We start from the raw sequence: 24,694 nt of genomic DNA, 5'->3' as shown, positions 1-24,694 counted from the left end.
AACCAACTTCAGAAACGCGACACTAGGACGCGTCTCTAGATATCTATATATAGGTGAGTGATGCGCTGGCAGGCTGTGCTCATGGTTCGTCGGTCAGGATCACACAGTTCATGAACGAACGGTAGGAATATGTCGAGCCGCTGTTGCCGTCGAATGAGGGGCGCAAGGCGCATCCGGCTGAATCCTGACCAACCCAAACGTAAGGAAACCTGTCATGTCGTTCCAGGCGTATCTCGACACGATCGAGAAAAAGACCGGCCTCACGCCGCGCGAGTTGCTCGACAAGGCGAAGGACCGCGGCTTAGAGGGTCCCGGAGTCAAGGCCGGCGATGTCATTGCGTGGCTCGCGGAGGATTACGGTCTGGGCCGCGGTCACGCGATGGCGCTCGTCCACGTCATCAAGAACGGACCGAAGATCGATTCGAAGCACGTCGGTTCGACTGGCGCCCACCGCGATGAGTCGGACACTCTCTGGCTGGACGGTATTGCGACAAAGCCGGGACGATGATGTAAGCGCTGCTGTTCACCGCAGAAGAAGAGAGGCTGGCGATCGCGGTACAACTGCGATCGCCAGCCTCTGATAGGCCCGTGAGCGCCACTACCGGCAGCGCGGCAGAGGTGGGCTCAGGCGGCGACCGCGGGGCGCTCGTCGTCCCAGTACGGCTCGGTCTTCTTCAGGCGCGCGACCACGGCGTAGGTCACCGGGATGACCAGCACCTCGACCAGGCACTTCCAGACGTAACCCACGATGACGTAGTTCATGAACTGCCCGAAAGTCTGGATCCCGATGATGGGCGCAGCGACCGCGCAGAAGATGAGGGTGTCCACGAACTGGCCGACCAGCGTGGAGGAGATGAGCCGGGCCCACAGATGCTTCTCACGGGTGCGCTCCTTGACCTTGACCAGGACCCAGGCGTTGAGCAGCTGCCCCACCAGGAAGCCCAGCAGGGAGCCGGCGACGATCAGGGGAACGGGGCCCAGGACCTGCACGAACGCTTCCTGGCCCTCGTAGAAGGACGCGGCGGGCAGCGCGATGATGATCCAGAAGCAGATACTGGTGAACAGGGCCGCCGCGAATGACGTGATGATGGCGCGGCGGGCAGCGCGGAAGCCCCATACCTCGGAGACGACGTCTCCCAGGACGTAGGCGATGGGGAACAGGAAGAATCCGCCGTCGGTCACGATCGGACCGATCTCCACGCCTTTGGTGGCGCCGATGTTGGACAGGACCAGGACCACCGCGTAGGCGGCGACGAACAGGTCGAAAGTGGTTCTGGTTCGCGGCGCGAACCGGGGGGCACGGCGGCCGGTTTCGGGGGCGGGCGCCGTCATCGTTCCTGCGCCGCCATGAGAAGAACGGGAGCTGTGCGCGGCTGCCGGATGGGCAGCCGCGTGCCCAGAGGCGGGGTCGGAGGAGACGGGAGGCTGAGAGGTCATGATCGTTCTGCTTTCGTCGTATACGCCGTCAGTGGACTGCTGTTAAGCATGGCGGGGTTCGTCTTGGTGAGTAAACGCCCGCAGAGCACAATAAGGCCCATGACTACATCCACGAACCCGCCCTTCGCCCTCACCGTGGCCGGCAACGAGGCAACCGGCGGCGCCGGTGCCCAGGCCGACCTCAAGACTTTCCAGGAACTGGGCGTCTTCGGCTCCCTGGCGCTGACCTGCATCGTGTCCTTCGACCCCAAGAACGACTGGGGGCACCGGTTCGTACCGGTGGATCCCCAGGTCATCGCGGATCAGCTCGAGGCCGTGACCTCCGCCTACGACCTGGATGCCGTGAAGCTGGGCATGCTGGGCACTCCCCAGACCATCGACGTCGTCGCCACCGCCCTTGAGCAGCTCCGGCCGGAGAATCTGGTGCTGGACCCGGTTCTGATCTGCAAGGGCCAGGAGCCCGGCGCTGCCCTGGACACCGACGAGGCGCTCAAGGCCAAGATCCTGCCGCTGGCCACCTTCGTGACCCCCAACCACTTCGAGTCCATCTCGCTGTCCGGCATGGAGGACATCACCTCCGTGGAGGACCTGGAGGAGGCGGCCAAGCGCATCCACGAACGCTCGGGTGCGGTGGTGCTGGCCAAGGGCGGCATCCGCATCGAGGGCCCGGAGGCCGTGGACGTCTACTACGACGGCGAGACCACCGAGATCCTCTCCGCTCCCAAGGTCGAGGGCGTCGCCGTCGCCGGTGCCGGCTGCACCATGGCCGCCGCTGTGACCGCCGAGCTGGCCAAGGGCCTGGCTCCCCTTGAGGCGGCCCGCGCCGCCAAGGAGTTCGTGACCGCGGGTATCCGCGAGCGCATCACCTCGAACGCACCCTTCGATGCCCTGTGGCAGAAAGGCCTGTCGAACGAACGCGCTATCGGGTGACATTCACCGCACACACAGGATTTTTGGTGACACCTCCGGCTAGGATGTCGTCATGCCCAAAATCCAGGCGGCGAGTAACGCCGAGCAGCGTGAGTACACCAAGCGAGCCATCCTCGATTCGTTCGGTCAGCTTTTGTACTCCCAGGGCCTCACCGGCCTGACCATGACCCATGTGGCCAAGACGGCCGGCGTCGGCCGCACCGCGGTGTACAACTACTTCGCGGACATGGGCGAGTTGCTGGTCGCCTACACCCTGGACGAGACCGAGCGGTTCATGACCGAACTACGCGGTGACCTGGAGGGGGTGGAGAACCCGGTGGAGAAGCTCGGGATCTACGTCCGGGCGCAGATCGACGACCTCTCCCGCCGCCACCTGCCTCCGGGGCCGGCCATGCGCACCGTGCTCTCGCCGGAGGACTTCGAGAAGCTCGGCGAACACGTGGGCGCCTTGCGGGGAATGCTGACCGCGATCCTCCAGGAGGCCATCGACGACGGCTTCCTCCCCGCCGGTGACCTCCAGGAGATGGGCCGACTGGTACACAGCTCACTGACCGCGACCGCTGACCGGGAAGCCCAGTCGGAAGAGGCCCGTGCCGCCCACGAGCGTCACGTCCAGGCCACGGTGCTGTTCACGCTGCGCGGGCTGGGTGCCCAGTTCGACGCCGACGGCGCCCCCATCCGCCGGGAACCCCAGCCTCCTGCGCTGAGCGTGGCCGTCTGACGGACAGGATCCACTCCTCGTCGGGTCACTCCTCGTCATAGACGGCATCCACTTCGACCTCGACGAGCCAGCCGTCCACCGGCAGATAGGCGATGCCGAGCGCGAAGCGAGTGGGCCTGGTCGGGTTGACCACCGTCGGCTCGGTCGTCACGCCGGAGGTGCCTCTCTCGATCTGCAGGGCTTCACCCGATGCCATGCTCGTATTGGCGAAGTACTGCTGATAGGCCCGGTTCCACCCCGCGAAATCCGGCTCCTCGCCGTCCTCGCCCTGCAGGAAGACGCGCATCGTCGCCACGTCCTGGACGTCGAGCCCCTGGGCCTGCAGCAGCTCCCGGAGTTTGCCGATCACCTGCAGACCCTGGGCCTCGGTCACCGTCATACCGTCCGGGAGTTCGCCATCGACGAGGAGCTCCGGATCGACGAAGGACATGGGATCCCCTTCAGGGGCGTCTTCGTTCAACGCCGATGGCCCGATTCCCGCGGTCTTGAACAGAGCGGTGTCGGATGGGATCACCACGCTGTCGGCCAGTAGTGCTTCATCGTTCGAATCGTCGACCTGGCTGTCGAAGGCGGCGCCGGAGGAGGTCGTCGACTCGGCACTGGCAGAGGTCTCTGCGGCGTCGGCGCTGTCGCCGTCGCTGTTCGCGCACCCCGAGGCGGCCAGGACGATGACGCCGGCGATCGCGATCGCTGCGGTTCCGCGGCGCGAGAGGAACGTAGTCGTGTGGTTCATGAGGATTCCTTTCCAAGGCTCCCGGTACTTCCGGACACTGAAATGACGACTTCGGCGGAGAAAGACCGGCTCAGCCGCCGACCGCTACTCGTTCGTGAATGGCGGTGACGGCGTTGCGCCCCGACTCCAGCGCGCCATGCATCCAGGCGATCGCATTGGAGAGGTGATCCCCTGCGAAGTACATCCGCCCCACGGGCTCCAGGGCCCTGCGGTACTCGGGGGTGTCGTTGTGCGAGTGCGAGTGCGCCCCCTTCCAATCCACCCACGCGCCTTCGGAGTACTTGGTCTTCATGAGGGAACCGGAGAACGACGACGTGATGTCGTCCCTGTAGACGTCGCCATGGATCTTCGCCCCCTGATCGAGCGCCATCGCCAGCCGCTGCGCATGAGGAAGGCCCTCGAACTTCTGGTGCTTCTCGCCGGTGTTGTAGTACCCGACGACGACGCCGCGGTCGGACTGGTAGTGGTCGTAGGGGAACATGATCTGGGAGATATCCATGTCGGTATTGCTCGCGCCCCCGTAGATCCACTGGTCCTCCTCCCACCAGCGGCGGGAGTACTCGATGCCGAGTTTGCCCGCGCTGGCGGGCACCGCCGCGCCCAGGGCGGTGACCAGGTCCTGGGGCAGATCGTGCTTGAGCTTCAGGACGAGATGGGGAGGGAGGGCGCAGACGACGTAGTCCGCCTCCGCCTTCTGCTCGAAACCCTGGCTCGTATAGGTGACCCACGGGTTGACGCCGTTGTCTCCGGTCGAGAAGCCGGTGACCTCGGCGCCGTACGTGATGCGATGAGCCCCGATGGCCTCCGCCATCCGGTAATAGATGGTGTCCATCCCGCCGACCGGCGAGTACATCATCATGGCCTGGTCGTATCCGAAGTCGAAGGAGAAATTCCGCCCGATGCCGGACCGGATGACGTCGCTGAGCGCATTCGCCTCCAGCTGGTCTCCATAGGCGGTGCCGGCTCCCGGGGGAGGACCGCTGTACCCGGCGCGACTGGAACCTGCGTACCGGCCGTCGGAGGACAGGTCGCCGAAATCGGACAGGAACTCGGAGAGCGCATCCTTGTCGGCCTGGCTCAGCTCGTCGTCGAGCGCGCCCCGGCCGACGGCCTTGGCCAGCAGCTCGGAGACGTAACCGAAGGTATCCGCCTTGGCCTGCCGGTAGGTGATGGACGTGTTGTTCAGCGGCGTATCACCGCTGTAGTGAACGACGGTGTTCGCGTTCTGATTGCCGAACGCCAGCAGCTCCACGCCGAGCTCCCGGCAGTAGTCCAGGCTGATGTGATGCTGCGGGATCCGGGTGGCGCCGACATTGTAGAAATGGCCCTCGGAGAATTCGCACAGCTGGGTCTCACCGTTGAGGTCGGTCTCGCCGACGCCGTTCCGGGCCGTCCAGACCCTCCCGCCGGGACGGGATCGCGCCTCGAGGATCTGGACGTCGTAACCCCCTTTGAGCAGCTCGTACGCGGTGACCAGCCCCGCCGGCCCCGCGCCCAGGACGAGCACCTTGTGGTGGCCGCTGACCCGGTCGATCAGGTGGCCCGGTCGGGGCGGCGTGAAGGATGCCCGCGTCACCGCGGTCTGCGCTTCAGCCGGCGCCAATCCCATCGAGGCCATGGCACCGTAGGCGACCCCCCGCGCCGGACAATAAACCCACTCGTGTTATCAGTGATCGTCTGCTCAGTCCTTTGTGCCCCATGCTGCCCTCCGAAAGCGGATGAAATGTCCATGGCTCAGCCTTCGGGGATGACATTTCACCGGAGTTTCCCTGCCATCACGGCGCGGGAACCTCTAAATCACGCTCTCACCAGGTGAAACAAGTCGAGACGCCCCGGCCTCAAGCCCCTGCTGGGAGTGCAGGTGACAATAGTGTGTGTCGCACTGTATAGTAGGTGTCATGACAGAGGGTGAAGCACAAGCTGAGGCGTACAGCACGCATCTCCAGGAGGTGCGGCGGGGCACCGTCGTTCTCGCCTGCCTGTATCTGCTGCGCGATGCCGGTTACGGCTACGGCCTGCTCGAGGCGCTCCAGGCCGCCGGCTTCCAGACCGACGCCAACACCCTGTACCCGCTGCTGCGCAGGCTCGAGAAGCAGGGGTACCTCACCAGTGCGTGGAACACCGACGAGGCCCGGCCCCGGAAGTTCTATCGCACCTCCCCTGAGGGCGAGCGGCTCGCCGAGGCCCTCGCAGACGAGTGGCACACCCTGACCCGGGCCATCGACGGTGTCACCAGAACTGCCCGGAAGGACCGGTCATGACCGACTACACGGAACGCTACGTCGCCGCCGTCGTCAGGCGACTCCCGCAAGACACCCAGGAAGACGTCCGCACCGAGCTCAATGCGTCCATCGCCGACGACATCGACGCTCGCATGGACCAGGGCGCCACCCATGAGGATGCCGAACGCGACGTCCTCACGGCTATGGGCGACCCCGACGCCCTGAGCGCCGGGTACGCCGACCGGCCGCTGCACCTCATCGGCCCGAAGTACTACCTGACCTGGTGGCGGCTGCTCAAACTGCTGTGGATCATCGTGCTGCCCTGCGCCATGGGCGGCGTCGCCCTGGCCCAGGTGCTCGCCGGGGCAGGACCGGGCGAGACGATCGGGCAGGTGATCGGGGTGACCCTCGGGGCCTTCGTCCACATCGGCTTCTGGACGACCGTCGTCTTCGTGATCCTCGAGCGCACCGGCGCCGACACCGTGGAGGAGTGGACGCCCGACAACCTGCCCGAGCCGCAGGACGACGGCGCGGGCCGGGGCGAGCTGATCGCCTCGCTCGCCCTGCTCGGGGTGGGGGCCGCGGCGCTGATAGCGGACCGGCTCTTCGGCATCCTGTGGCTCAGCGGCGACAGGATGATGGTGATGAACCCCGGGCTGTGGCCATGGTGGATCGCCGGGCTCTTCGTGCTCATCGTCGCCGACGCCGCCCGGGCCATCGCCGTCTACGTACGGCGGGGCTGGACCGTGGGCCTCGCGGCCTTCAACACCGCACTCACCCTGGTGGGGTCGGTGACCGCGATCGTCCTGCTGGCTCGGGGAGCCGCGATCAACCCCGGGCTGGTGGAGTTCTTCATCCGTGAAGGGGCCGACGACGACATCGGAGCGGTGCTGGCCGCCGTCCTCGCCTTCGCGATCGCCGCCATCGCCATCGTGGACATCTTCGTCGGCTGGCGCAGGGCGCTTGTCGCCAGGAAGGCCTGCTGACAGCTCCTACGGGCCGAATCGGGAGTTCGGTCGTCCATCACCTCTGATGGGCGACCGAACTCCCGATTCGGCCTCGGGCGACGGCGGAGACCGCTCCTCGCTAGGTACTCTTGTGCCGTGGCGCAGGAGGAGGATGCACCCCCATCTCTGGACCTGACCTCGGCGGAGTTCGTCAGGGCGCCGCCGCACGGCCCGTGGGCCGATGCGGTCCCATCCATGGTCGGTTACCGGCAGCGCGGGCTGACCCAGCGGCTGCATCGCGGCCTTCCCTCGTCCTCCCTGGTGCTCGTCATCGGCATCGACGCTCCGATCGTGGTCGGGAGCAGCGAAGACGACCCGGCCCCGTTCTCCGCGCACGCACTGGTCGGGCCGCTGGCCACGCAGCCCGCCTACATCGATCAGCCACGGGATCAGGAGGGCCTCCAGCTCGCCGTGGACCCGCTGGCCGCGCGCTGGTTGTTCGGGGCACCGGCGAGCAGGCTCCCCGGCCTGGCCCTGGATCTGCTGGACATGATCGGTCCGGAAGCCGGCCTCCTGCAACGCCGGGTCGAGGACGAGGAGGACTGGGACCTACGCTTCGCCGCGGTAGGACGGTTCCTGCTGGATCGCCTGCACTCGGTCTCGGGAGCCGCGGCGACACCCCCGCGGGCGGAGGTCGCCGAAGGCTGGCGCTGGATCGTGTCCCACGGCGGGAACGGCGGTGTCGATGCCCTTTGCGCGCACGTGGGCCTGGGCCCGCGGCAGCTTCGCAAGGTGTTCACCGACGAGTTCGGTTTGGGGCCCAAGGCGCTGAGCCGCCTGGTGAGATTCGAGCGGGCCGTGGCGATGGTGCGGGACCGAGCGGCCGGTGCCGGTGCCGGTACCGGTGCCGAGACGCTCAGCGATATCGCCGCACGCGCCGGCTACGCCGACCACGCTCATTTCGACCGGGAGTTCCGTGGAATGGTCGGGACCAGCCCCACCGCATGGATCGACGAGGAGCGCCGAAACCTTCAAGCCGGAGGGCATCGGAGCGGCTCACACTGAGGTCATGGACACTGAAGCAGCAGCCACCGCCAACAGCCCTTCCGAACCCGGCCCCTCCCAACCCGGCGCCACGACCCCGCCACCGACCGTCTGGCCGGCGCTCGCCGCAGCCGACCCCCTGCCGCTCATCGACTTCCTCGAGCGCGCCTTCGGCTTCCGGCGGGTGGTGGTGATCGCCGACGACGACGGCTTCGTGCATCACGCCGAGCTCTCCTGGCCGGAGGGTGGTGGCATCATGCTGGGCTCGGAGAAGACCGAGGGGTGCTGGCGGCAACGGTCGGGCACCTTCGGCGCGTACGTCGTGTGCTCCGACCCCGACGCGCTCTACGAACGTGCCAAGGCAGCCGGGGCGACGATCCGCTCGGAGCTCACGAATACCGACTATGGAAGCCGCGATTTCATCGCCGCCGACCCGGAGGGCAATTCCTGGTCGTTCGGGACCTACCGGGGTGAACCCGTGTGACGGATCCGGGCAGGCCGCCGAAGGCGTCTCACCGGAGCTGCGCGGCGGCGATGCCCGCCGACCAGCCCGGCGCGAGACCCCCCGAGGGCGGGTGCAGGTCTGCCGGGCCGGCGTCGATCACCTGCAGGAGCCAGGCGATCAGGGAGTTCGAGTTCCACATCTCCCCCGCGTCCAGGGGATCGCGGCCCCACGTGTAGCGAGGTGCCGTCCGCAGGTGCTCGAGCGCCGCTCGGGCATCCCCCGGGGTGAGGGGGATCCGCACGGGAGGGTCGGGCGCGTACTCCCGGTCCGGCAGGAGGCCGTCCTCCCAGCATCGGATCTCGTAGCGGAAGAATCGCGACCGGCCGAGGGGCCGCGCCCCGACCGGGCCGGTCGCGACCACTCCGTGGGTACCCGCATGAGGACCCCAGGCCGGAGCCATCTCGATGAGAGTCCGCCGGCCCTGTTCCTGGATCTCGAGTGCAGCGTGGAACAGCGGCCGAGGCGCACGATGGTCCCGGAGGGCACGGCCCCGCTCCCACAGCCGGCTCGAGCGGGCGACCACGCGCCCGCCGGCTCCGACGGGCAGCCACCACAGCTCGGCGAAGGACGGCGGAGCGAATCCGCCGTCCTCTGCCGGGTCAGTGCTCTTCCGCGGCACCCGGCCACATCGAATCGACGGCGTAGCGGTCGCCGATCGAGAAGTCGTACTGCACCTTGGTCAGATCGTCGAGCAGTGTCTGCGTGGGCTCATCGAGGTTGTCCCGATCGACGGGCTGGCCCTGCGGGTCGAGCGTCCGGGCGTGCTGCAGGACCGGGATGGAACGGCGCACGTCCTCGAGCAGCGCGATGTACGGCGGGACCGGGGCGTCGGCGGACTCGTAGACCATGGGCAGGAGCATCGCCGGTGTGATCGCGGCACCCGGCTGAGCCTCGTTGGTCTTGCTGTTCCACACGAAGTAGGGCGTGCGGACCGATGCGGCCTCATCGTTGGCCGCGAGGGTCTCCTCGTCGTAGATCCCGGGGTGATGGTCTCCGTAGAACACCACGATGGTCTCCTCGTCACGGGACTGGAGCTCGTCCAGGAATCCCCTCGTGGCGGCATCGGTATGCGCCAGGCCCCGGGCGTACTGCCCGAGCTGCATGAGCCCAGGGGCGTCGTTGCCGATGGGATCGTCGTAGTAGTCGGGGTACGGCCCGTGGTTCTGCATCGTCACCAGGTTGAGGAACACCGGGTCCTGGGAGCTGTCCAGCTGATGTACGACCTCATCGTAGGCCGAGGCATCGCTGATGTACGGGTTGCGCTGGACGCGCTCCTGGTGCTGCATCCCGGCGTCGTCGACCACGTCGTCGAAGCCCAGGGTCCGGTAGACGTCCTGGCGCTTGTACATCTGCAGGTTGTAGGCGTGGAAGGCGACCGTGTGATGCCCGAGCTCGTTGAAGGCGCCGACGGCGGAGGGGTAGGTGTCGTAGTCGCTGACGAACATCTGGTACGGCGAGCTCGCCTGCGGCCGGAAGAGGCCGACCGGCTCGCCCGTGAGCGACTCGAACTCCATGGTGGAGGTTCCGCCGCCATAAGTGTTCGCGTACACCTGGCCCGAGATGCTCTCGGACATGACCTGCTGGATCGACGGGATCGGGTTGGTGTCGAGGTCGAACCCCTCCATCCACGACGGATCGGTGAACGACTCGGAGAGCACGAACACCACGTTGACGTCGTCGAGCGAGCCTTCCCGGTCGGCGTTGATCTGATCCGCTCGCTCCGCGTAGCGCTCGGAGATCTCGTCCATCGCGGCGGCGTCGTAGCCCTCTGGCGTGTCCATCGGCTGGACCGGCATGTTGTAGAGGAAGCCTCCGATGACCCCGTTCATCCGGTAGTTATAGACCTGATCCCACGGCATCCAGCTTGCGCCCGCGGCGTCGTACGACGCACGCCACAGGTTGGGGGACTCGTTGAAGCTCGTCGAGTGCACCAGCAGCCCGCCGGCCAGGACGAATGTCACCACGCGGACCGCCAGGAAGCCCTTGTTGATCCCTCCCTCGGGACGGCGAAGGCGCGGCCTGGGGAACCAGCGGCCGGCGATCCACCCGATCAGGGTGATCACCAGGATGAGGGCGAGCACCCCCAGGACCGCGATCAGCACGGTCCTGCCTTCGACCATGGAAGCCACGAACCCGATCTCGCCGATGAAGTCCCGGTCGCTGGGGAACAGCGGTTCCTGGCGCATGAGGAGTTTGTTGCGGTTGACGATCGACAGGAGCACCAGGAGCCCCGACACCACGCCGACCGACCACCAGAGCCTTCCGATCACCGCCCAGACGCAGGCCATGATCACCGCGACGAAGAGGACATCCAACGGGTTGACTGCTAGAAGTCCGGCCCGGACGTTCTCCCATTGGATGCGCATCGAGTTCTGCAGGATGAAGACATCCACGAGTGAGGCGAAGAGGATGATGAAGATCGCGCTGATCGCCGCGAACCAGGACCTGAGCCGGGACTTCGGCTCTTGGGGGGACCGGGCAGTTTTTTTCACAGAAGACACAGTTAAGAGGACCGCAATTCGTCGACGCAGGCCGGGTTCCTCAACGAGGAGCCAGGCCCTCCCTCAGGCGAGGAAACCTGGATGCGGCGAGGGCTGCGGGCACACGGGCTGGACCGGACCGGAAGCGAGTTCGTTCCGCTCTCCTGGCCTGCTGTTCACCTTGCCTCCAACAGTTCGCCACATTTTGTTCATGCACGCCAGATTAGAGCATCCGCCCGAAAGCCACGAGACGCGGATCGGTAGGCTACGGCGTAGCTTCCGTGCTGTGCCTCACGGAGGCCACCGTGACCGCCGTCGTCGGAGATCTTGCGATGAATCGTGCACCCGCCCCGAGCCCGGGGAAGCCGCTGAGTACCGAGCGGGTCTTCCGGTATTCACGCGGTGTGAACCTGGCCGGCCCGGAGTACGGCGACAACGGTGCGGCCTACGACGCCGCTTCGGCGCCGAACCGGGAGAATCCCGTCTCTTTCACCGCCCCGGGTGTGCTGGGGACGGACTACGCGTATCCCACGCTGGCTGATCTCCGGTTCATCGCCTCCCGGATGCCGGACCCCGTCTGCCGGCTGAACATCCGGATCGAGCGGCTGCAGGAGTCGGTCGGCGGGCCGCTGCGCGCCACGGAGGCCGCCCGGATCAGGGAGGTCCTCGACGCAGCCCATGAGGCCGGGGTCGGGATCGTCCTGGCCCCGTGGAATTTCGGATCGGTGTGGATCGCCTCGGGGACGGCCACCACGCGCCATCCGATCGGATCGGCGCAGTACCCGGTCACCGCGTTCGCCGGCTTCTGGGCGGAGATCGCCCGGGGATTCGGCTCCCATCCGGGTGTCTCGGCCTTCGACCTGATGATCGAGCCGGTCGGGCTCCCCGGCGGAGCCCGTGGATGGGAGAAGGCCGCGCAGTCCGCCCTGGATGCGATCCGCGAGGTCAGCCGCTCGGTGTGGGCATGGGTTCCCACCTACGGATACGGGCTCTCCTCCCTCTCGTCCCACCCCGCCCGTTGGATCGAGGACCCGGCCGGGCGCCACGGCTACAAAGGCCATCACTACTCCTACAACCTGGGCGGCTCCCAGACCGACTACGACGACGCCGTGGCCTCCGCGATCGACCAGGGTTACCGGGCCGGCCCGAACGCCGACGCGCTCATCACCCGGGAGCTCGGTGTGCTCGCAGCCTTCCGGGCCTGGCTCGGGGAGGCGGAGGGGTACATCGGCGAGTACGGGGTCCCCCAGGTGGAGCATCCCGAGGTCTCGCCCGACCATGCGCGGAAATGGATCGCCTACACGGAGCGGATGCTGCAGGAGTACGACGCCAACGGGTGGTCCGCGACCGCCTGGACGGCGGGCAACGTCGTGGATCCGGCCTATCTCTACTCGATCTACTACCCGACGGGCGGCTGGACCACGGCCGTGAACGCGGCCACCTCGGCGGCCGCCGTCATCGAGGCGCATCCGACGAAAAGGGGCTGAACCGCTCGCCCGTACGCGGGGTTCTGAAAAAACTGCCGGCACCGTGTCGATCCCGCATAGTCTTGTTCGACGTAGTGCATGAGGGGGCCTCGTCCGGGGCCTTCCGAGATCTTGTTGACCGAGGAGTCATCATGAAATTCATGCTCATCATGCGCACCGTCGACCAAGCCGCCGTGGACGCCTCCGAGGCGATCGACTTCGAGGAGATCATCGCGGCCATGGGCGCCTACAACGAAACGATGATCAATGCGGGCGTCCTCGCCGACGGCGCCGGGCTCACCGACGCCTCGGAAGGGTCCGTCGTCGACTTCGGCGAGGACGAGCCCGTGGTCACCGACGGCCCCTACGGCGAGCTGCGGGAACTGTTCAACGGCTTCTGGATCGTCGAGGTCTCCTCCCAGGAGGAAGCCATCGAGTGGGCCAAGCGCGCTCCTCTGGGCGCGGGCACCCAGCTCGAGATCCGGCGGGTCACCTCGCCGGACGACTTCCCGCAGGAGAACGAGTGGGTCCAGAAGGAACAGCAGTGGATCGCCGAAGGGAAACTCAGCGGCAAGTGATCGCCGCCGCCCCGGACGACTCGGACTCCGGCGCCCACGTCCCGCGACCCGATGCCGATGCCGATGCTGATGCGATCCGGCGAACGGTCGAGGCCACGTGGCGGGTCGATGCTGCGAAGATCATCGCAGCCTTGAGCCGCCACGTGGGTGACTTCGGATTCGCCGAGGAACTCGCCCAGGAGGCGGTGACCGAGGCGCTGGCGCAGTGGCCGGGCACGGGAGTACCCGCCAATCCCGCGGCGTGGCTGACCACGGTCGCCAAGCGCCGGGCCATCGATGCCTGGCGGCGCCGGGAGCGGCTCGACGAGCGCATGGCGCTGCTCGCAGAGGATCTCGACATGCGACAGAGGGAGAACGCCGGTGCTCCGCCCTGGGACCCGGACACGATCGACGACGACGTCCTCCGCCTGGTCTTCATCTCATGCCACCCCGTGCTCGGCCGCGAGGCCCAGCTGGCGCTCACCCTGCAGGTCGTGGGAGGACTCACGAGCGCTCAGATCGCCCGCGCCTTCCTCCTCCCGGTCCCGGCCGTCCAGCAGCGCATCGTGCGGGCGAAGAAGGCACTGGCGAAGGCCGGCGTCTCCTTCGAGCTGCCGCCCGAGAACGAACGGGCGAAGCGTCTCGAAGGAGTACTCGGGGTGCTCTACCTGATGTTCTCGGAGGGGCATGTGGCGACGTCGGGAAGCGACTGGATGCGGCCCGATCTGAGCATGGAGGCGCTCCGCCTGGCCCGCGTCTGCGCTGGGCTGATGCCCCGGGAACCGGAGGTCCAGGGACTCGTGGCGCTCATGGCGTTCACCGCCGCGCGCTTCCCGGCACGGCTGGGAGCGCGCGGGGAACCGGTGCTCCTGGCCGATCAGGACCGGTCCAGATGGGATCGTTCGCTCATCCGCCTCGGGAATCGTTGCCTGCATACCGCCCTGTCGTTGCGCGAGGCCCGTGGCACCTACACCCTCCAGGCGCAGATCGCCGGCTGTCATGCGGAGGCCGCGCGGTTCGAGCTCACGGACTGGCATCGCATCGCGCAGCTGTACGGCGATCTCGTCCGGGTCGCCCCCTCCCCCATCACCGAGCTCAACCGGGCGATCGCGGTCGCGGAGGCGGACGGCCCCGCAGCGGGACTCGCTCTCGTCGACGACCTCGCGGCGACCGGGGCGCTGGAGAAGCTCCACCTCCTGCCCAGCGTCCGGGGCGAGCTGCTCCGCCGGCTGGGCAGGACGCGGGAGGCTCTCGCCGAGTTCGACCGGGCCGCGGAGCTCGCCTCGAATGAACGCGAGCGCGAGGTCCTCAGGGCCAAGGCACGGGAGCTGCGCGACGGGAAAACGCATGGGGAACCGGACGGGAAACCGGACGGACAGGATCATCGGCGGGGCGCTGAAGCCCCGGGAGAGCAGTGAGCCGCGAGTCGTTCGTCACCGGCCGCTGCTGAGGACACTGCCCCAACGAAAATGCGCCCCGTGTGGACACGGGGCGCATTTCTGCTGGTCGAAGCGCGGAGGATGGGGGATTTGAACCCCCGAGGGCGTTAACCCAACACGCGTTCCAGGCGTGCGCCATAGGCCGCTAGGCGAATCCTCCAGGTGACACGAACGCCACGGTCGAACCGTGGCGTGAACATGCACGGAACAGCCTAGACCAAGATCACCGCCGACGAAAATCCGCCGTCGTCCTCTCCGTCATGGTGAGCGGAGAGAGCCGGTTTCCCTCGATGCCGGGAGGTCCGCTACTCTTGTGGTCAGCCCCTCGTGTGGCGTCATCCTGCGGAACTCCCCCAGGGCCGGAAGGCAGCAAGGGTACGTGGGCTCTGGCGGGTGCACGAGGGGTCTTCTCATCTCCTCGCACCGGCGCCCGGAGTCAGGACGCTCGGAGTCAGCCCGAGCCGCGGGGATCCCCAACTTTGCATGCAGCCGCTGTGATGTCGTACTCCCTCGCTAAGGTGTTTGCGTGACCACCGCCTTGTACCGCCGCTACCGGCCAGAGACCTTCCAGGACGTCATCGGGCAGTCGCACGTGACCGATCCCCTGATGACGGCCCTGCGCAAGAACAAGGTCAATCACGCCTATCTGTTCTCCGGCCCGCGCGGGTGCGGCAAGACCACCTCGGCCCGCATCCTGGCGCGCTGCCTCAACTGCGCCGAGGGCCCCACTCCCAATCCTTGCGGCCACTGCGAGTCCTGCGTCGACCTGTCCCGCGGCGGCGCCGGCTCCCTGGACGTCATCGAGATGGACGCCGCCTCTCACGGCGGCGTGGACGATGCCCGGCAGCTGCGCGAACGCGCCACCTTCGCCCCGGTACGGGACCGCTACAAGATCTTCATCATCGATGAGGCCCACATGGTCACCCGTGACGGCTTCAACGCGCTTCTGAAGATCGTCGAAGAGCCGCCGGAGCACATCAAGTTCATCTTCGCGACCACCGAGCCCAACAAGGTGCTCCCCACCATCCGCTCCCGGACGCATCACTACCCGTTCCGGCTGGTGCCGCCGGAACCGCTGATGGACTATCTGCAGCAGCTGTGCGACCAGGAGTCCATGGGGGTCGAGCCCGGGGTGCTGGCCATGGTGGTCCGCGCAGGCGGCGGCTCGGTGCGCGATTCGCTGTCCGTGCTGGACCAGCTCATGGCGGGCACGGATTCCGCCGACGTCGGCTACGACCTCGCCGTCGCGCTGCTCGGCTACACCCACGGCGCCCTGCTCGACGACGTCGTCGATGCGTTCGCCTCCGGTGACGCCGCCACGGTGTTCCGCGCCGTGGACCGCGTGATCCAGACGGGCCAGGATCCGCGGCGTTTCGTCGAGGACCTGCTGGAACGGTTCCGGGACCTGGTGATCGTCGACGCCGTCCCGGAGTCCGCGGCCAACATCCTGCACGGGATGCCCGAGGACCAGATCGCGCGCCTGCGCAATCAGGCCCAGCTCATGGGCGCCGCGGAGCTGTCCAGGGCCGCGGACATCACCAACGAGGCCCTGACGGAGATGACCGGGGCCACCTCCCCGCAACTGCACCTCGAACTGCTGTGCGCGCGCCTGCTCCTGCCCTCGGCCGAGAACAGCACGCGCGGTGCGGGTGCCCGCATCGACCGTCTCGAGCGGCGCCTCAACATGGGGCGGACCGGCGCCCCCACGGGTCCGCTGGTCGGCCTTCCCACCTCGCCGGCCTCGGGCGACGATGGCTCTGGTTCCTCCCCCGACTCTGCACCCGCCCGCCCCGGACGCACTCCACCGGACGAGCCCCCTGCTGCCGCTCCGCCTGCCCCTGAGACCGCCACCCCTGAGACCGCGGCGGAACAGCCGGCGGCTGCTCGCCCGGCCGGACGCGACCCATCGGACCACCGCGAACGCTCCACGCCTCGAACGACCGCAGCGGCCGGTCCGCAGGGGCCGCCGGCGGCGGACCGGCAGGATCCGGTCACCGCCCAGGACGCGTCAGCGCGCTCCAGACGGACGGACGCGCGGCAGCAGGACCCCTCGCGCGAGCAGTCCGCCGGACGGGAGGAACAGGAGCCTCCCGCACCCCACGCGGACGCAGCCACGGCGCAGGGTCCCGCCAGCGGCGGCGGTATCGACATGATCCGGGGCTCCTGGACGGAGATCGTCACGGCGCTGGCCGACATCCACAGAGTGTCCTGGATGACCGTCATGCGCGGCACTCCGGTGGCGTTCGACGGGTCCGTCCTGCAGCTGGTCTTCGACGCCGCCGGCGACCGCAAGAACTTCCCCCGCTTCGAGGCCAACCTGGTGCAGGCCATCCAGCAGGTCCTGGGGGTCTCCTGCCGGGTGGAGGCCGTCGGTCCCGGCGGCCCCGGCGGCAACGGAGCCTCCGGCGATTCCGGCAACCCTGGCGGTGGCGGCAGGGGTCCGTCCGGGCCGCACGGCGACCGGGGCCGGCCCGCGGACCGGGCACCGCAAGCGCAGCGCCCGTCGGGGCAGTCCGATCGTGCCCAGCGGGACACGGGCTCCCGCCCCACCGCCGGCGCCGCCGGAGCACGGGACACTCCTCACCAGGCCGGTTCCCCCTCCGGGCAGGCGCCCGCCTCTCGGCGCGAGGCCGGGCCCCGCCCCACGGGCGCTTCCAGCGCCGGGGCCTCGTCCCAGACCACGCCAGCCCCTGCGCCCGACGACGACTCCGCCCCGGTCGACTCCTGGACCGTTGCAGCGATCCCCTCGGGGGAGGCCGCCGGGACAGATGCTGTCCCGGGCGCCCCGGCCCAGGACGGCGGCGAGCCGGCACCCCCGCCCAGGGCCGGTGCTTCCCCTGAGCGCCAGGAGGCACCCCGCGGACGCGACGGGTCCGCCGGCTCCCAGCGATCGAACGATCGGACCGACGACTCCGCCGGGCCCGCGAACGATGCCCCTCAGGACGACAGCGACCGTCCCGGCCAGGAGAACCGCAAGCCCGCCGGGGCTGGGCAGACCCGGGATGCGCAGTCCAGGGAAGGGCAAGTCAGGGAAGGACAGCCCGGCGCAGGGCGATCCGGGACAGCACCCGCCAGAACAGGGCGGGCCGGGGCAGCGCGAACCGGCGCGGCACGGACCGGGAGGGTGCGAACCGCCGACACGGACGCCGTCGACGTCCCCGAGCCACCGGCGAGTCCGTACGACGACATTCCCTGGTCCGATGAACCTCCGCCGGAGGACGAACCGCCGGTGGAGGACTTCTACGGCCAGGGCCGCCCACGGCGCGGGGCCACCATGCCCCAGGCGCCCGCCTCGCAAGCCGGTCCCGCCTCGCGCGCTCCGGCTCCGAACCCGCCGTCGGCGGGTCACCAAGGGCCCGCCGGGGCGGCGACGGAGGCCACGCCTGAGGCCGCCGATGACGGCTTGCCTCCCGAGCAGTGGCGGCCCTCGCGGAAGGCGCAGACCGCGGACGGGGCGACTGAGCGGCCGCGGGCAGACACCCCGACGGCAGCACCCGAGCCCTCCGGGGCGACTCCCGCCGACCCGGGCGCCGACGCCGGAGCCCCCGCGCAACGGACGGGACGCAGACCGAGCTTCCGGGAACGCCACGCCGCGCGGATCGCCGCCGCCCAGTCGGACTCGGTCCCGGCGACCACTGCGACACCGCCGGAGGCGGGCACGGACGAGGACTTCGTGCCCAGCGACGACGATGTCGCCGTCGAGAACTCAGGGCTCCACGGACGGGCGATGATCGAGAAGGTCCTCGGCGGGCGCCTGCTGGAGGAGCACCCCTTCGAGCCCCGCCTCTGAAGGCCCGCCCGGACCATCGAGATGGCAGGCCCCCCCGTGACCCCGCCATCTCCTCAGACCTTCTCCGACCCTTGCCATCGCAGGCATCCATCGAGCTAAGTGAGTGATCCGTGTACGAAGGTGCCGTCCAGGACCTGATCGACGAGCTGGGCCGTCTGCCCGGCGTCGGCCCCAAGTCCGCCCAGCGCATCGCGTTCTTCCTGCTGGACGCCGACAAGGAGGACGTCCAGCGCCTCTCCGATGCCATGACCGCCGTCAAGGAACGGGTCAAGCACTGCCGGATCTGCGGCAACGTGGCCGAGCAGGAGGAATGCGCCATCTGCCGGGACTCCCGGCGGGACCAGACCGTGATCTGCGTGGTCGAGGAGTCCAAGGACGTGATGGCCATCGAGCGCACCAAGTCCTACCGCGGCCTGTACCACGTGCTCGGCGGGTCCATCAATCCGATCGCGGGCATCGGGCCGGATCAGCTGCGTGTCCGCGAGCTCATGACCCGGCTGTCCGACGAATCGGTCGAGGAGATCGTGCTGGCCACGGATCCCAACCTCGAGGGAGAGGCCACCGCGACGTATCTGGCCCGCATGCTCTCCACCCTGGGCATCAAGGTCACCCGCCTGGCGTCCGGGCTGCCCGTGGGCGGCGACCTGGAATACGCCGACGAGGTGACTCTCGGCCGCGCTTTCGAGGGCCGCACGATCGTGAGCTGAAGCGCCGTCGTCGTCGAGGGGTCACGGTGCCGCTCACGACCAGCGAGTGGCCGCTGAACCGCCCGGTACCGGATGAGCGGTCGATCCGATGCCCGATCAAGGCCGATGGGCGATGATCTTGACCGTTGGCCGGGAGCGGACTGGACGGCGGTGCCGGTTCGCGCCGCTACGATAGATCGAGCGTTGAAAGCGCCGGCATGCGATACGCGTGCCGACATCAGGTACCAGAGAACAGCGCAAGACCTGGGGAGCCAGAGCACATGAGCTTGATCGTGCAGAAGTTCGGCGGATCATCGGTCGCGGATGCGGCCAGCGTCCGCCGCGTCGCACGCCGGATCGTCGAGACCAAGAACGCCGGACACGACGTCGTCGTGGTGGTCTCGGCCATGGGCGACACCACAGATGAACTGATCGACCTGGCCAACGAGGTCTCGTCTCATCCTCCGGCCCGCGAGATGGACATGCTCCTCACCTCCGGGGAGCGGATCTCCATGTCGCTGCTGGCCATCGCCATCAACGATCTCGGCGCGCCCGCGCAGTCCTTCACCGGCTCACAGGCGGGCATGATCACCGACGGCGACCACGGCATGGCTTCCCTGGTCGAGGTGACGCCGTTCCGCATCCAGGAGTCGATCGACGCCGGCAATATCGCGATCATCGCGGGCTTCCAAGGCGTCAACCGCCAGACCAAGGACATCACCACGCTCGGCCGCGGCGGGTCCGACACGACCGCCGTCGCCCTGGCCGCCGCGCTGAACGCAGACGTGTGCGAGATCTACTCGGACGTCGACGGGGTGTTCACCGCCGATCCCCGCATCGCCCCGAAGGCCCACAAGCTCGATCAGATCTCCAGCGAGGAGATGCTCGAGATGGCCGCCAACGGCGCCAAGATCCTGCACCTGCGCTGCGTCGAGTACGCGCGCCGCTTCGGCGTGAAACTGCACGTTCGCTCGTCCTTCACCCGGGCCGAAGGCACCTGGGTGATCCCCAGCCCCGATGACACCACCGTCTCCATGTCCACGAAGGAGATCCCCTTGGAACAGCCTCTGATCGCAGGCATCGCCCACGACCGCAACCAGGTCAAGATCACCGTGGTGGGGGTCCCCGACCGCCCGGGCATCGCCTCCCGCATCTTCCGGCTCCTGGCCGACGCCAAGGTCAACGTGGACATGATCGTGCAGAACGTCTCCGTGGCCGACGAGCCCACCACCGACCTCTCCGTGACCCTGCCCGAGACCCAGGGCGAGCTGGCCGTGAACCTGCTGCGCGCCGCCGAGGAGAAGATCGGCTACGCCGGCCTGGAGTACGACGACAAGGTCGGCAAGCTCTCCCTCGTGGGCGCGGGCATGAAGTCCAACCCGGGCGTCTCCTTCACCTTCTTCGACGCCCTGGCCGCCAACGACATCAACATCGACATGATCTCCACCTCGGAGGTCCGCATCTCCGTGATCACCTCGGCCGATCGCCTCGACGACGCCGTCCGCGCCGTGCACACCGCCTTCAACCTGGACTCCAACCAGGACGCCACGGTCTACGCGGGCACCGGGCGCTGACCGCCCGTAGTGTCCTCTGCGCTCCGGCTCGACGCCACTGCCCCGGTCCTCCGCCCGGAGCAGTGGCGTCAAGCCCAGAGCGCCCATCTGCAGCGGGTCCAGGACTGGACGGAACCGTTCCGTGAGCGCCGCAACCGGGGGCTGAAGCACCCGGTCGACGACTTCCTGTTCACCTATTACTCCTTCTCCCCGGGCAAGCTCGAGCGCTGGACCCCGGGGGCCGGCGTGGTCCTGCTCGACGGCGCCGCGGAGTTCTCCGGCCGGAAGTTCTGGCGCACCCTGGAGGGTGACGAGGCCGCTGCGCTGGGCATCGCGGACGACGAGGGCGCGGTCACCCTGGACCTCCGGGCCTTCCTCTCCGCCAGAGGATCCGCCGTGCAGTTCGTGGACATGCTCGTCCGGCGGACCGCCGGGCGTCCCGGCGTCTTCGGCTGCTTCGGCCTGCACGAATGGGCCATGGCCTACCGGGCCGCCGTGCACGGGGTACGTCACGAGCAGCTGCCCTTGAGGCTCGGGTCCGAGGGCACGGACGCCGTCGTCGAATCCCACAAGCTCAAGTGCACCCACATCGACGCGTTCCGGTTCTTCGCACCGGAGGCGGCCCCCAGGAACGAGCTTCAGCCCACGCGCGAGACGCAGCGGGAGCTGGAGCAGCCCGGCTGCCTGCACGCGACCATGGACCTCTACAAGTGGGCCTACAAGCTCTACCCGGCGGTCCCCTCCCAGCTCATCGCCGACGCCTTCGCGCTGGCGGTGGAGGTGCGGGCCACGGACATGGAGGCATCGCCCTACGACCTCAGCGACTGGGGATACGGGGTGGTGGCCGTGGAGACGCCGCAGGGCAAAGCCGAGTACGTGCGCCGGCAGAAATCCTTCGCGGAGCGGGCCCGGCCGATCCGCGAACGGCTGCTGGAATGCACCACCGCCCTGCTCTCCTCTGGACCCCAGTAGAGTATTTCACTTTTCGAAACAGTTAGCTTACGATCGAGGGGACTTCTCCGCCCGACCGCGCACCGCGGCCAGGGCCTGATGACCTCCCAGGCGGCACATGATGGCATCCGCGCCTCGCCCGATCGCAGCTCTGCACGACGTTCCCGCTGACCCGCGCGGGTCAGCGATCCCCGGCTCGCGCCCCGGGCTGCATTCCCCGCTGCAGACAGCGGTGTGGAAGAAGGTCAGCCGTCTCCGGGGGAAACCGGCTTTCACCGGGCAGGGCCCGGGGTGGCACGCACTGGCGATTCTGGAGCAGCGCGCCGTGGGCAGTTACCTCTACGTTCCCTACGGGCCGGTCGCCCGCACGGAGCACGGTTTCCTCGACGGCCTGGAGTGGGCCCGCACGGTCGCCAGCGAGTCCGGCGCCCTGTTCCTGCGGGTGGAGCCCCAGGTCCTGCGCTCCTGGTCCGCTCCCACCCCGCAGGCGGAGGTGTCCCGGCAACGCGCCATGCTCTCCCGGGCGGGCTTCCGGCCGGCCCTGGCCGACCTCCAGCCCCGCCGGACGCGCTGCATCGACCTGGCCCGGCCCGCGGAGGAGGTCCTGGGCGATATGACCGGGACCAACCGCACCGTCTACCGCAGCACCGCCCAGCGGGGCATCTCCGTCGGGATCAGCCGCGATCCGGCCGATATCGGGTACCTCGCGGAACTCATGTCCACGACCGCCGCCCGCAGCGGCTTCACCGCGCAAGAGCCCGGCCAGCTCACGGCGCTGGCCGAGGCCGTCCTGCCGGAGGGCCACGGCGCCCTGTTCCTGGCCAGGCACGACGGGCGGGTGATCAGCGCGATCCTGACCCTCGACGGCGGCGGCATCCGCGTCTTCGCCCACGGCGCGACGGACCGGCGCTTCAGCAGGCTCCGCGCGCACCAGTCGGCGGTCATCACCGCGATCCTGGACGCCAGGCGGTACGGCGTGCAGGTGGCGGATCTCTACGGCATCGCGCCCACCGACGATCCGCAGCACCCGTGGGCCGGCTTCAGCCGCTTCAAGGCCTCCTTCGGCGGCTACGTCGTGGAGCACGCCGGGGCCTGGGACCTCCCCGTCTCACCAGCCGCCTACAAGCTGGTCCGCTCGATCAGCGCCCTCCGGCGAGGCGTGCGGACCGTGCGTCGCAGCGGCCTGCGCGTCGCCACCCCGATCACCGCACGGTCAGAACCGGGCAGTCGGCCTCGAGCAGGATCCGCTGCGCGCTGGAGCCCAGGAACAGCTTCATGACGGGGGACCGGCGCCGGGCGGCCAGGACGATCAGCTCGGCGCCATGATCCCTGGCCAGCTCCAGGACCTGGTCGGCCACCGCGTCGGAGGCCCGCTGGATCTCGAACTCTAGGCCCTCGGCCATGATGCTCCGAGACAGGGCCTTGATCTCCTCGATCGCCTCTTCGCCCATGGAGGGCCCGGCCGTCATGTCGCGGGCGAAGTGGACCACCCGCAGTGCGGCGCGCTCGCGCCGCGCGGCTTTGATCGCCTCGCCCAGCACCCTGGGCCCCGCCTCCGACCGGTGGGCCAGGACGACGGTGCGCTCGGCGCTGTCGATCCCCTCGGATGCGGACACCCGCAGGGAGGGCTGCTGCCGGTCCCGGGCCGGCCGTGAGTACAGATTCGTCATGACTGCTCCTTATCCGAAGGCGATGACGCCGACCAGGACGCCCACCACGAGCATCACCAGCGACACGGCGAGGGCTCGCCAGAGGACCTTCCTGTGGTGATCGCCCAGCTCCACCCCGGCCAGGGAGACCAGCAGCAGGATCGCCGGCACCAGCGGCGACTGCAGGTGGACGGGCTGACCGGTGATCGAGGCACGCGCCATGTCCACGGCGGGCACTCCGTAGTGGGCCGCCGTCTCCGTCAGGACCGGCAGAATGCCGTAGTAGAAGGCGTCGTTGCTCATGAAGAAGGTCATCGGGATCGACAGCACACCCGTGATCACGGCCATGTACGGACCCCAGGAGGCGGGGATGACATCCACGAGCCACTGGGCCATCCCGTCCACCATCCCGGTTCCGCTCATCACGCCGGTCAGCACCCCCGCAGCCATGACCATGGCGACCACGGTGATCACCGACGACGCATGCGCCGCCAGTTCCTCGTGCTGTTCACGGATGGACCGGAAGTTCACCATCAGCGCGAGCACCGTGCCGATCATGAACAGGTACGGCAGGGGCAGGATGTCGATGATCAACAGCACCATGATCGCGGCGGTCAGTGCCAGGTTGAACCAGAACAGATGCGGGCGCAGCGTGGGACGGTCGGGGTCCAGGGCAGTGTCCGTCAGGGAGTGCCCGGTGGTCTCGTCCTCCTCCGCGGTCTGGGTGCCCGTCCTGTTGATGGTCAGCGCCTGAGTGGCGGGTCCGCCCGCCGAGGGCCCGGCCGCGACTCCGGTGAGCGGCTGCCCGGAGTCCGGCCCGGGCTCCGCCGCCCGTGCCCCTTTGACCCACGCCACGCCCTTCCTGGCCAGTCGGCGCCGTTCGGAGAGCCCCATGAAGTAGCTGAACACCAGGCTCAGGGCCAGGCCCGCCGCCAGGGACGGGATCATGGGCGCGAAGATGGAGTTGGCATCCAGGTGCAGCGCCGATGCCGCCCGCGCCGTGGGGCCGCCCCAGGGGACGATATTGAGCGTTCCGTTGATCAGGCCCGCCACGCAGGTCAGCACCACCGGAGACATCTGCAGCCTCCGGTAGATGGGCAGCATGGCCGCCGTGACCACGATGAAGGTGGTGGAGCCGTCCCCGTCCAGAGAGACGGCTCCGGTCAGCAGGGCGGTGCCCAGTACCACCTTGAGCGGATCCTGACCGGCGATGCGCAGGATGAACTCGACCAGCTTGTCGAACAGGCCGACGTCGATCATGATCCCGAAGTAGATGATCGCGAACAGCAGCAGCGCCGCGGTCGAGGACATCGACTCGATGGCCTCCATGACCATGTCGCCGATACCCAGGCCCGCCCCGGCGAACAGGCCGAAGATGGTGGGGATCAGGATCAGGGCCAGGATGGGTGAGAGCTTCTTGGTCATGATCAGCGTCATGAAGACGATGATCATGGCGAAGCCGAGAACGACGGTCACGACGTCTCTCCTTCTGGTTGCGGGCTGGCGCTCCGGGTGGCCTCACGGGCCGGCGCTCCGGGGATTCGATGTGATTCGCGCTACACCCTAGGGAGCACCGGCACCGGT

The 24,694-nt window shown here is 68.5% G+C and carries 22 protein-coding genes, 1 tRNA gene and 1 other RNA gene; 16 read left to right on the top strand and 8 right to left on the bottom strand.

All coding sequences use genetic code 11. The annotated features are described in order from the left end of the window. Nucleotides 1-214 precede the first annotated feature (214 nt). Nucleotides 215-508: a DUF4287 domain-containing protein gene (locus tag FCK90_RS07960; RefSeq protein WP_158033759.1), complete on the top strand. Its 294-nt coding sequence runs from the start codon at nucleotides 215-217 to the stop codon at nucleotides 506-508. A gap of 116 nt (nucleotides 509-624) precedes the next feature. On the opposite strand, the gene FCK90_RS07955 is transcribed toward FCK90_RS07960, so the two are convergent. After that, a complete protein-coding gene (locus tag FCK90_RS07955) occupies nucleotides 625-1,332 on the bottom strand; it encodes a queuosine precursor transporter (RefSeq protein WP_158033758.1) in 708 nt (235 codons plus the stop codon). 204 nt (nucleotides 1,333-1,536) lie between these two features. Between FCK90_RS07955 and thiD the strand changes: the two genes are divergently transcribed. Next, on the top strand, nucleotides 1,537-2,367 hold the full coding sequence (gene thiD / locus FCK90_RS07950) for a bifunctional hydroxymethylpyrimidine kinase/phosphomethylpyrimidine kinase (RefSeq protein ID WP_158033757.1): 831 nt from the start codon (nucleotides 1,537-1,539) through the stop codon (nucleotides 2,365-2,367). A gap of 52 nt (nucleotides 2,368-2,419) precedes the next feature. Continuing rightward, nucleotides 2,420-3,088 carry a TetR/AcrR family transcriptional regulator gene (locus tag FCK90_RS07945; protein ID WP_158033756.1) on the top strand — a complete coding sequence of 223 codons (669 nt, stop codon included), beginning with the start codon at nucleotides 2,420-2,422 and terminating at the stop codon, nucleotides 3,086-3,088. Between the two features lie 25 nt (nucleotides 3,089-3,113). On the opposite strand, the gene FCK90_RS07940 is transcribed toward FCK90_RS07945, so the two are convergent. Then, nucleotides 3,114-3,821 carry a Rid family hydrolase gene (locus FCK90_RS07940; protein WP_158033755.1) on the bottom strand — a complete coding sequence of 236 codons (708 nt, stop codon included), beginning with the start codon at nucleotides 3,819-3,821 and terminating at the stop codon, nucleotides 3,114-3,116. A 70-nt stretch (nucleotides 3,822-3,891) separates the two neighbouring features. Continuing rightward, nucleotides 3,892-5,430 carry a flavin monoamine oxidase family protein gene (locus FCK90_RS07935; RefSeq protein ID WP_220433304.1) on the bottom strand — a complete coding sequence of 513 codons (1,539 nt, stop codon included), beginning with the start codon at nucleotides 5,428-5,430 and terminating at the stop codon, nucleotides 3,892-3,894. A 289-nt stretch (nucleotides 5,431-5,719) separates the two neighbouring features. Between FCK90_RS07935 and FCK90_RS07930 the strand changes: the two genes are divergently transcribed. The 4 genes from FCK90_RS07930 to FCK90_RS07915 all read left to right on the top strand — a co-directional run bounded on the left by FCK90_RS07930 (nucleotide 5,720) and on the right by FCK90_RS07915 (nucleotide 8,518). Then, nucleotides 5,720-6,082, top strand: coding sequence for a PadR family transcriptional regulator (locus FCK90_RS07930; RefSeq protein WP_158033753.1), 363 nt, complete (start codon nucleotides 5,720-5,722; stop codon nucleotides 6,080-6,082). Then, the gene (locus FCK90_RS07925; protein WP_158033752.1) at nucleotides 6,079-7,029 is read left to right on the top strand and encodes a permease prefix domain 1-containing protein; all 951 of its coding nucleotides are present in this window, start codon (nucleotides 6,079-6,081) and stop codon (nucleotides 7,027-7,029) included. Before FCK90_RS07930 ends, FCK90_RS07925 begins: the two co-directional genes overlap by 4 nt. Nucleotides 7,030-7,146: 117 nt before the next feature. Then, the gene (locus FCK90_RS07920; RefSeq protein ID WP_158033751.1) at nucleotides 7,147-8,055 is read left to right on the top strand and encodes a helix-turn-helix domain-containing protein; all 909 of its coding nucleotides are present in this window, start codon (nucleotides 7,147-7,149) and stop codon (nucleotides 8,053-8,055) included. 4 nt (nucleotides 8,056-8,059) lie between these two features. After that, a complete protein-coding gene (locus FCK90_RS07915) occupies nucleotides 8,060-8,518 on the top strand; it encodes a VOC family protein (RefSeq protein ID WP_158033750.1) in 459 nt (152 codons plus the stop codon). A gap of 28 nt (nucleotides 8,519-8,546) precedes the next feature. Here FCK90_RS07915 and FCK90_RS07910 read toward each other — a convergent pair whose 3' ends face one another. Both FCK90_RS07910 and FCK90_RS07905 read right to left on the bottom strand, forming a co-directional pair. Beyond that, the gene (locus FCK90_RS07910) at nucleotides 8,547-9,158 is read right to left on the bottom strand and encodes a hypothetical protein (RefSeq protein ID WP_220433303.1); all 612 of its coding nucleotides are present in this window, start codon (nucleotides 9,156-9,158) and stop codon (nucleotides 8,547-8,549) included. After that, nucleotides 9,139-11,031: an LTA synthase family protein gene (locus FCK90_RS07905; protein ID WP_158033749.1), complete on the bottom strand. Its 1,893-nt coding sequence runs from the start codon at nucleotides 11,029-11,031 to the stop codon at nucleotides 9,139-9,141. Before FCK90_RS07905 ends, FCK90_RS07910 begins: the two co-directional genes overlap by 20 nt. A 320-nt stretch (nucleotides 11,032-11,351) precedes the next feature. Between FCK90_RS07905 and FCK90_RS07900 the strand changes: the two genes are divergently transcribed. From FCK90_RS07900 to FCK90_RS07890, 3 genes are all read left to right on the top strand, one after another. After that, nucleotides 11,352-12,506, top strand: coding sequence for a cellulase family glycosylhydrolase (locus FCK90_RS07900; protein WP_158033748.1), 1,155 nt, complete (start codon nucleotides 11,352-11,354; stop codon nucleotides 12,504-12,506). 131 nt (nucleotides 12,507-12,637) lie between these two features. Next, nucleotides 12,638-13,063 (top strand): YciI family protein, encoded by a 426-nt coding sequence (locus FCK90_RS07895; protein ID WP_158033747.1) that lies wholly within the window; start codon nucleotides 12,638-12,640, stop codon nucleotides 13,061-13,063. A 74-nt stretch (nucleotides 13,064-13,137) separates the two neighbouring features. Next, entirely contained in the window at nucleotides 13,138-14,460 is a 1,323-nt protein-coding gene (locus tag FCK90_RS07890) for an RNA polymerase sigma factor (protein WP_246180087.1), read from the top strand. 96 nt (nucleotides 14,461-14,556) lie between these two features. Here the strand turns inward: FCK90_RS07890 and FCK90_RS07885 are convergent. Next, nucleotides 14,557-14,641 (bottom strand) — tRNA-Ser (locus tag FCK90_RS07885). 156 nt (nucleotides 14,642-14,797) lie between these two features. Here FCK90_RS07885 and ffs point away from each other — a divergent pair. From ffs to FCK90_RS07855, 6 genes are all read left to right on the top strand, one after another. Then, nucleotides 14,798-14,894: signal recognition particle sRNA small type (gene ffs / locus FCK90_RS07880), an RNA gene on the top strand. A 113-nt stretch (nucleotides 14,895-15,007) separates the two neighbouring features. Then, nucleotides 15,008-18,271 (top strand): DNA polymerase III subunit gamma and tau, encoded by a 3,264-nt coding sequence (locus FCK90_RS07875; RefSeq protein WP_158033746.1) that lies wholly within the window; start codon nucleotides 15,008-15,010, stop codon nucleotides 18,269-18,271. Between the two features lie 110 nt (nucleotides 18,272-18,381). After that, complete coding sequence (recR, locus tag FCK90_RS07870; RefSeq protein WP_158033745.1) at nucleotides 18,382-18,978, top strand: recombination mediator RecR; 597 nt, start codon at nucleotides 18,382-18,384, stop codon at nucleotides 18,976-18,978. Nucleotides 18,979-19,238: 260 nt separating this feature from the next. Next, nucleotides 19,239-20,531: an aspartate kinase gene (locus tag FCK90_RS07865; RefSeq protein ID WP_158033744.1), complete on the top strand. Its 1,293-nt coding sequence runs from the start codon at nucleotides 19,239-19,241 to the stop codon at nucleotides 20,529-20,531. Nucleotides 20,532-20,540: 9 nt separating this feature from the next. Beyond that, nucleotides 20,541-21,482, top strand: a complete 942-nt coding sequence (locus FCK90_RS07860) for a 3-methyladenine DNA glycosylase (RefSeq protein WP_158033743.1) — start codon at nucleotides 20,541-20,543, stop codon at nucleotides 21,480-21,482. 100 nt (nucleotides 21,483-21,582) lie between these two features. Continuing rightward, nucleotides 21,583-22,740 (top strand): lipid II:glycine glycyltransferase FemX, encoded by a 1,158-nt coding sequence (locus FCK90_RS07855; RefSeq protein ID WP_181954239.1) that lies wholly within the window; start codon nucleotides 21,583-21,585, stop codon nucleotides 22,738-22,740. Here FCK90_RS07855 and FCK90_RS07850 read toward each other — a convergent pair. Together FCK90_RS07850 and FCK90_RS07845 are read right to left on the bottom strand one after the other, a co-directional pair. Next, nucleotides 22,664-23,131, bottom strand: a complete 468-nt coding sequence (locus FCK90_RS07850) for a universal stress protein (protein WP_158033741.1) — start codon at nucleotides 23,129-23,131, stop codon at nucleotides 22,664-22,666. The genes FCK90_RS07855 and FCK90_RS07850 overlap by 77 nt on opposite strands. A 9-nt stretch (nucleotides 23,132-23,140) precedes the next feature. After that, a complete protein-coding gene (locus FCK90_RS07845; protein WP_158033740.1) occupies nucleotides 23,141-24,586 on the bottom strand; it encodes a CitMHS family transporter in 1,446 nt (481 codons plus the stop codon). Nucleotides 24,587-24,694: the final 108 nt, after the last annotated feature.

The organism is Kocuria coralli (assembly GCF_008831305.1).
GTDB classification, from domain to species: Bacteria; Actinomycetota; Actinomycetes; order Actinomycetales; family Micrococcaceae; genus Kocuria; species Kocuria coralli.
This window is presented reverse-complemented; position numbering and strand designations above follow the sequence as displayed.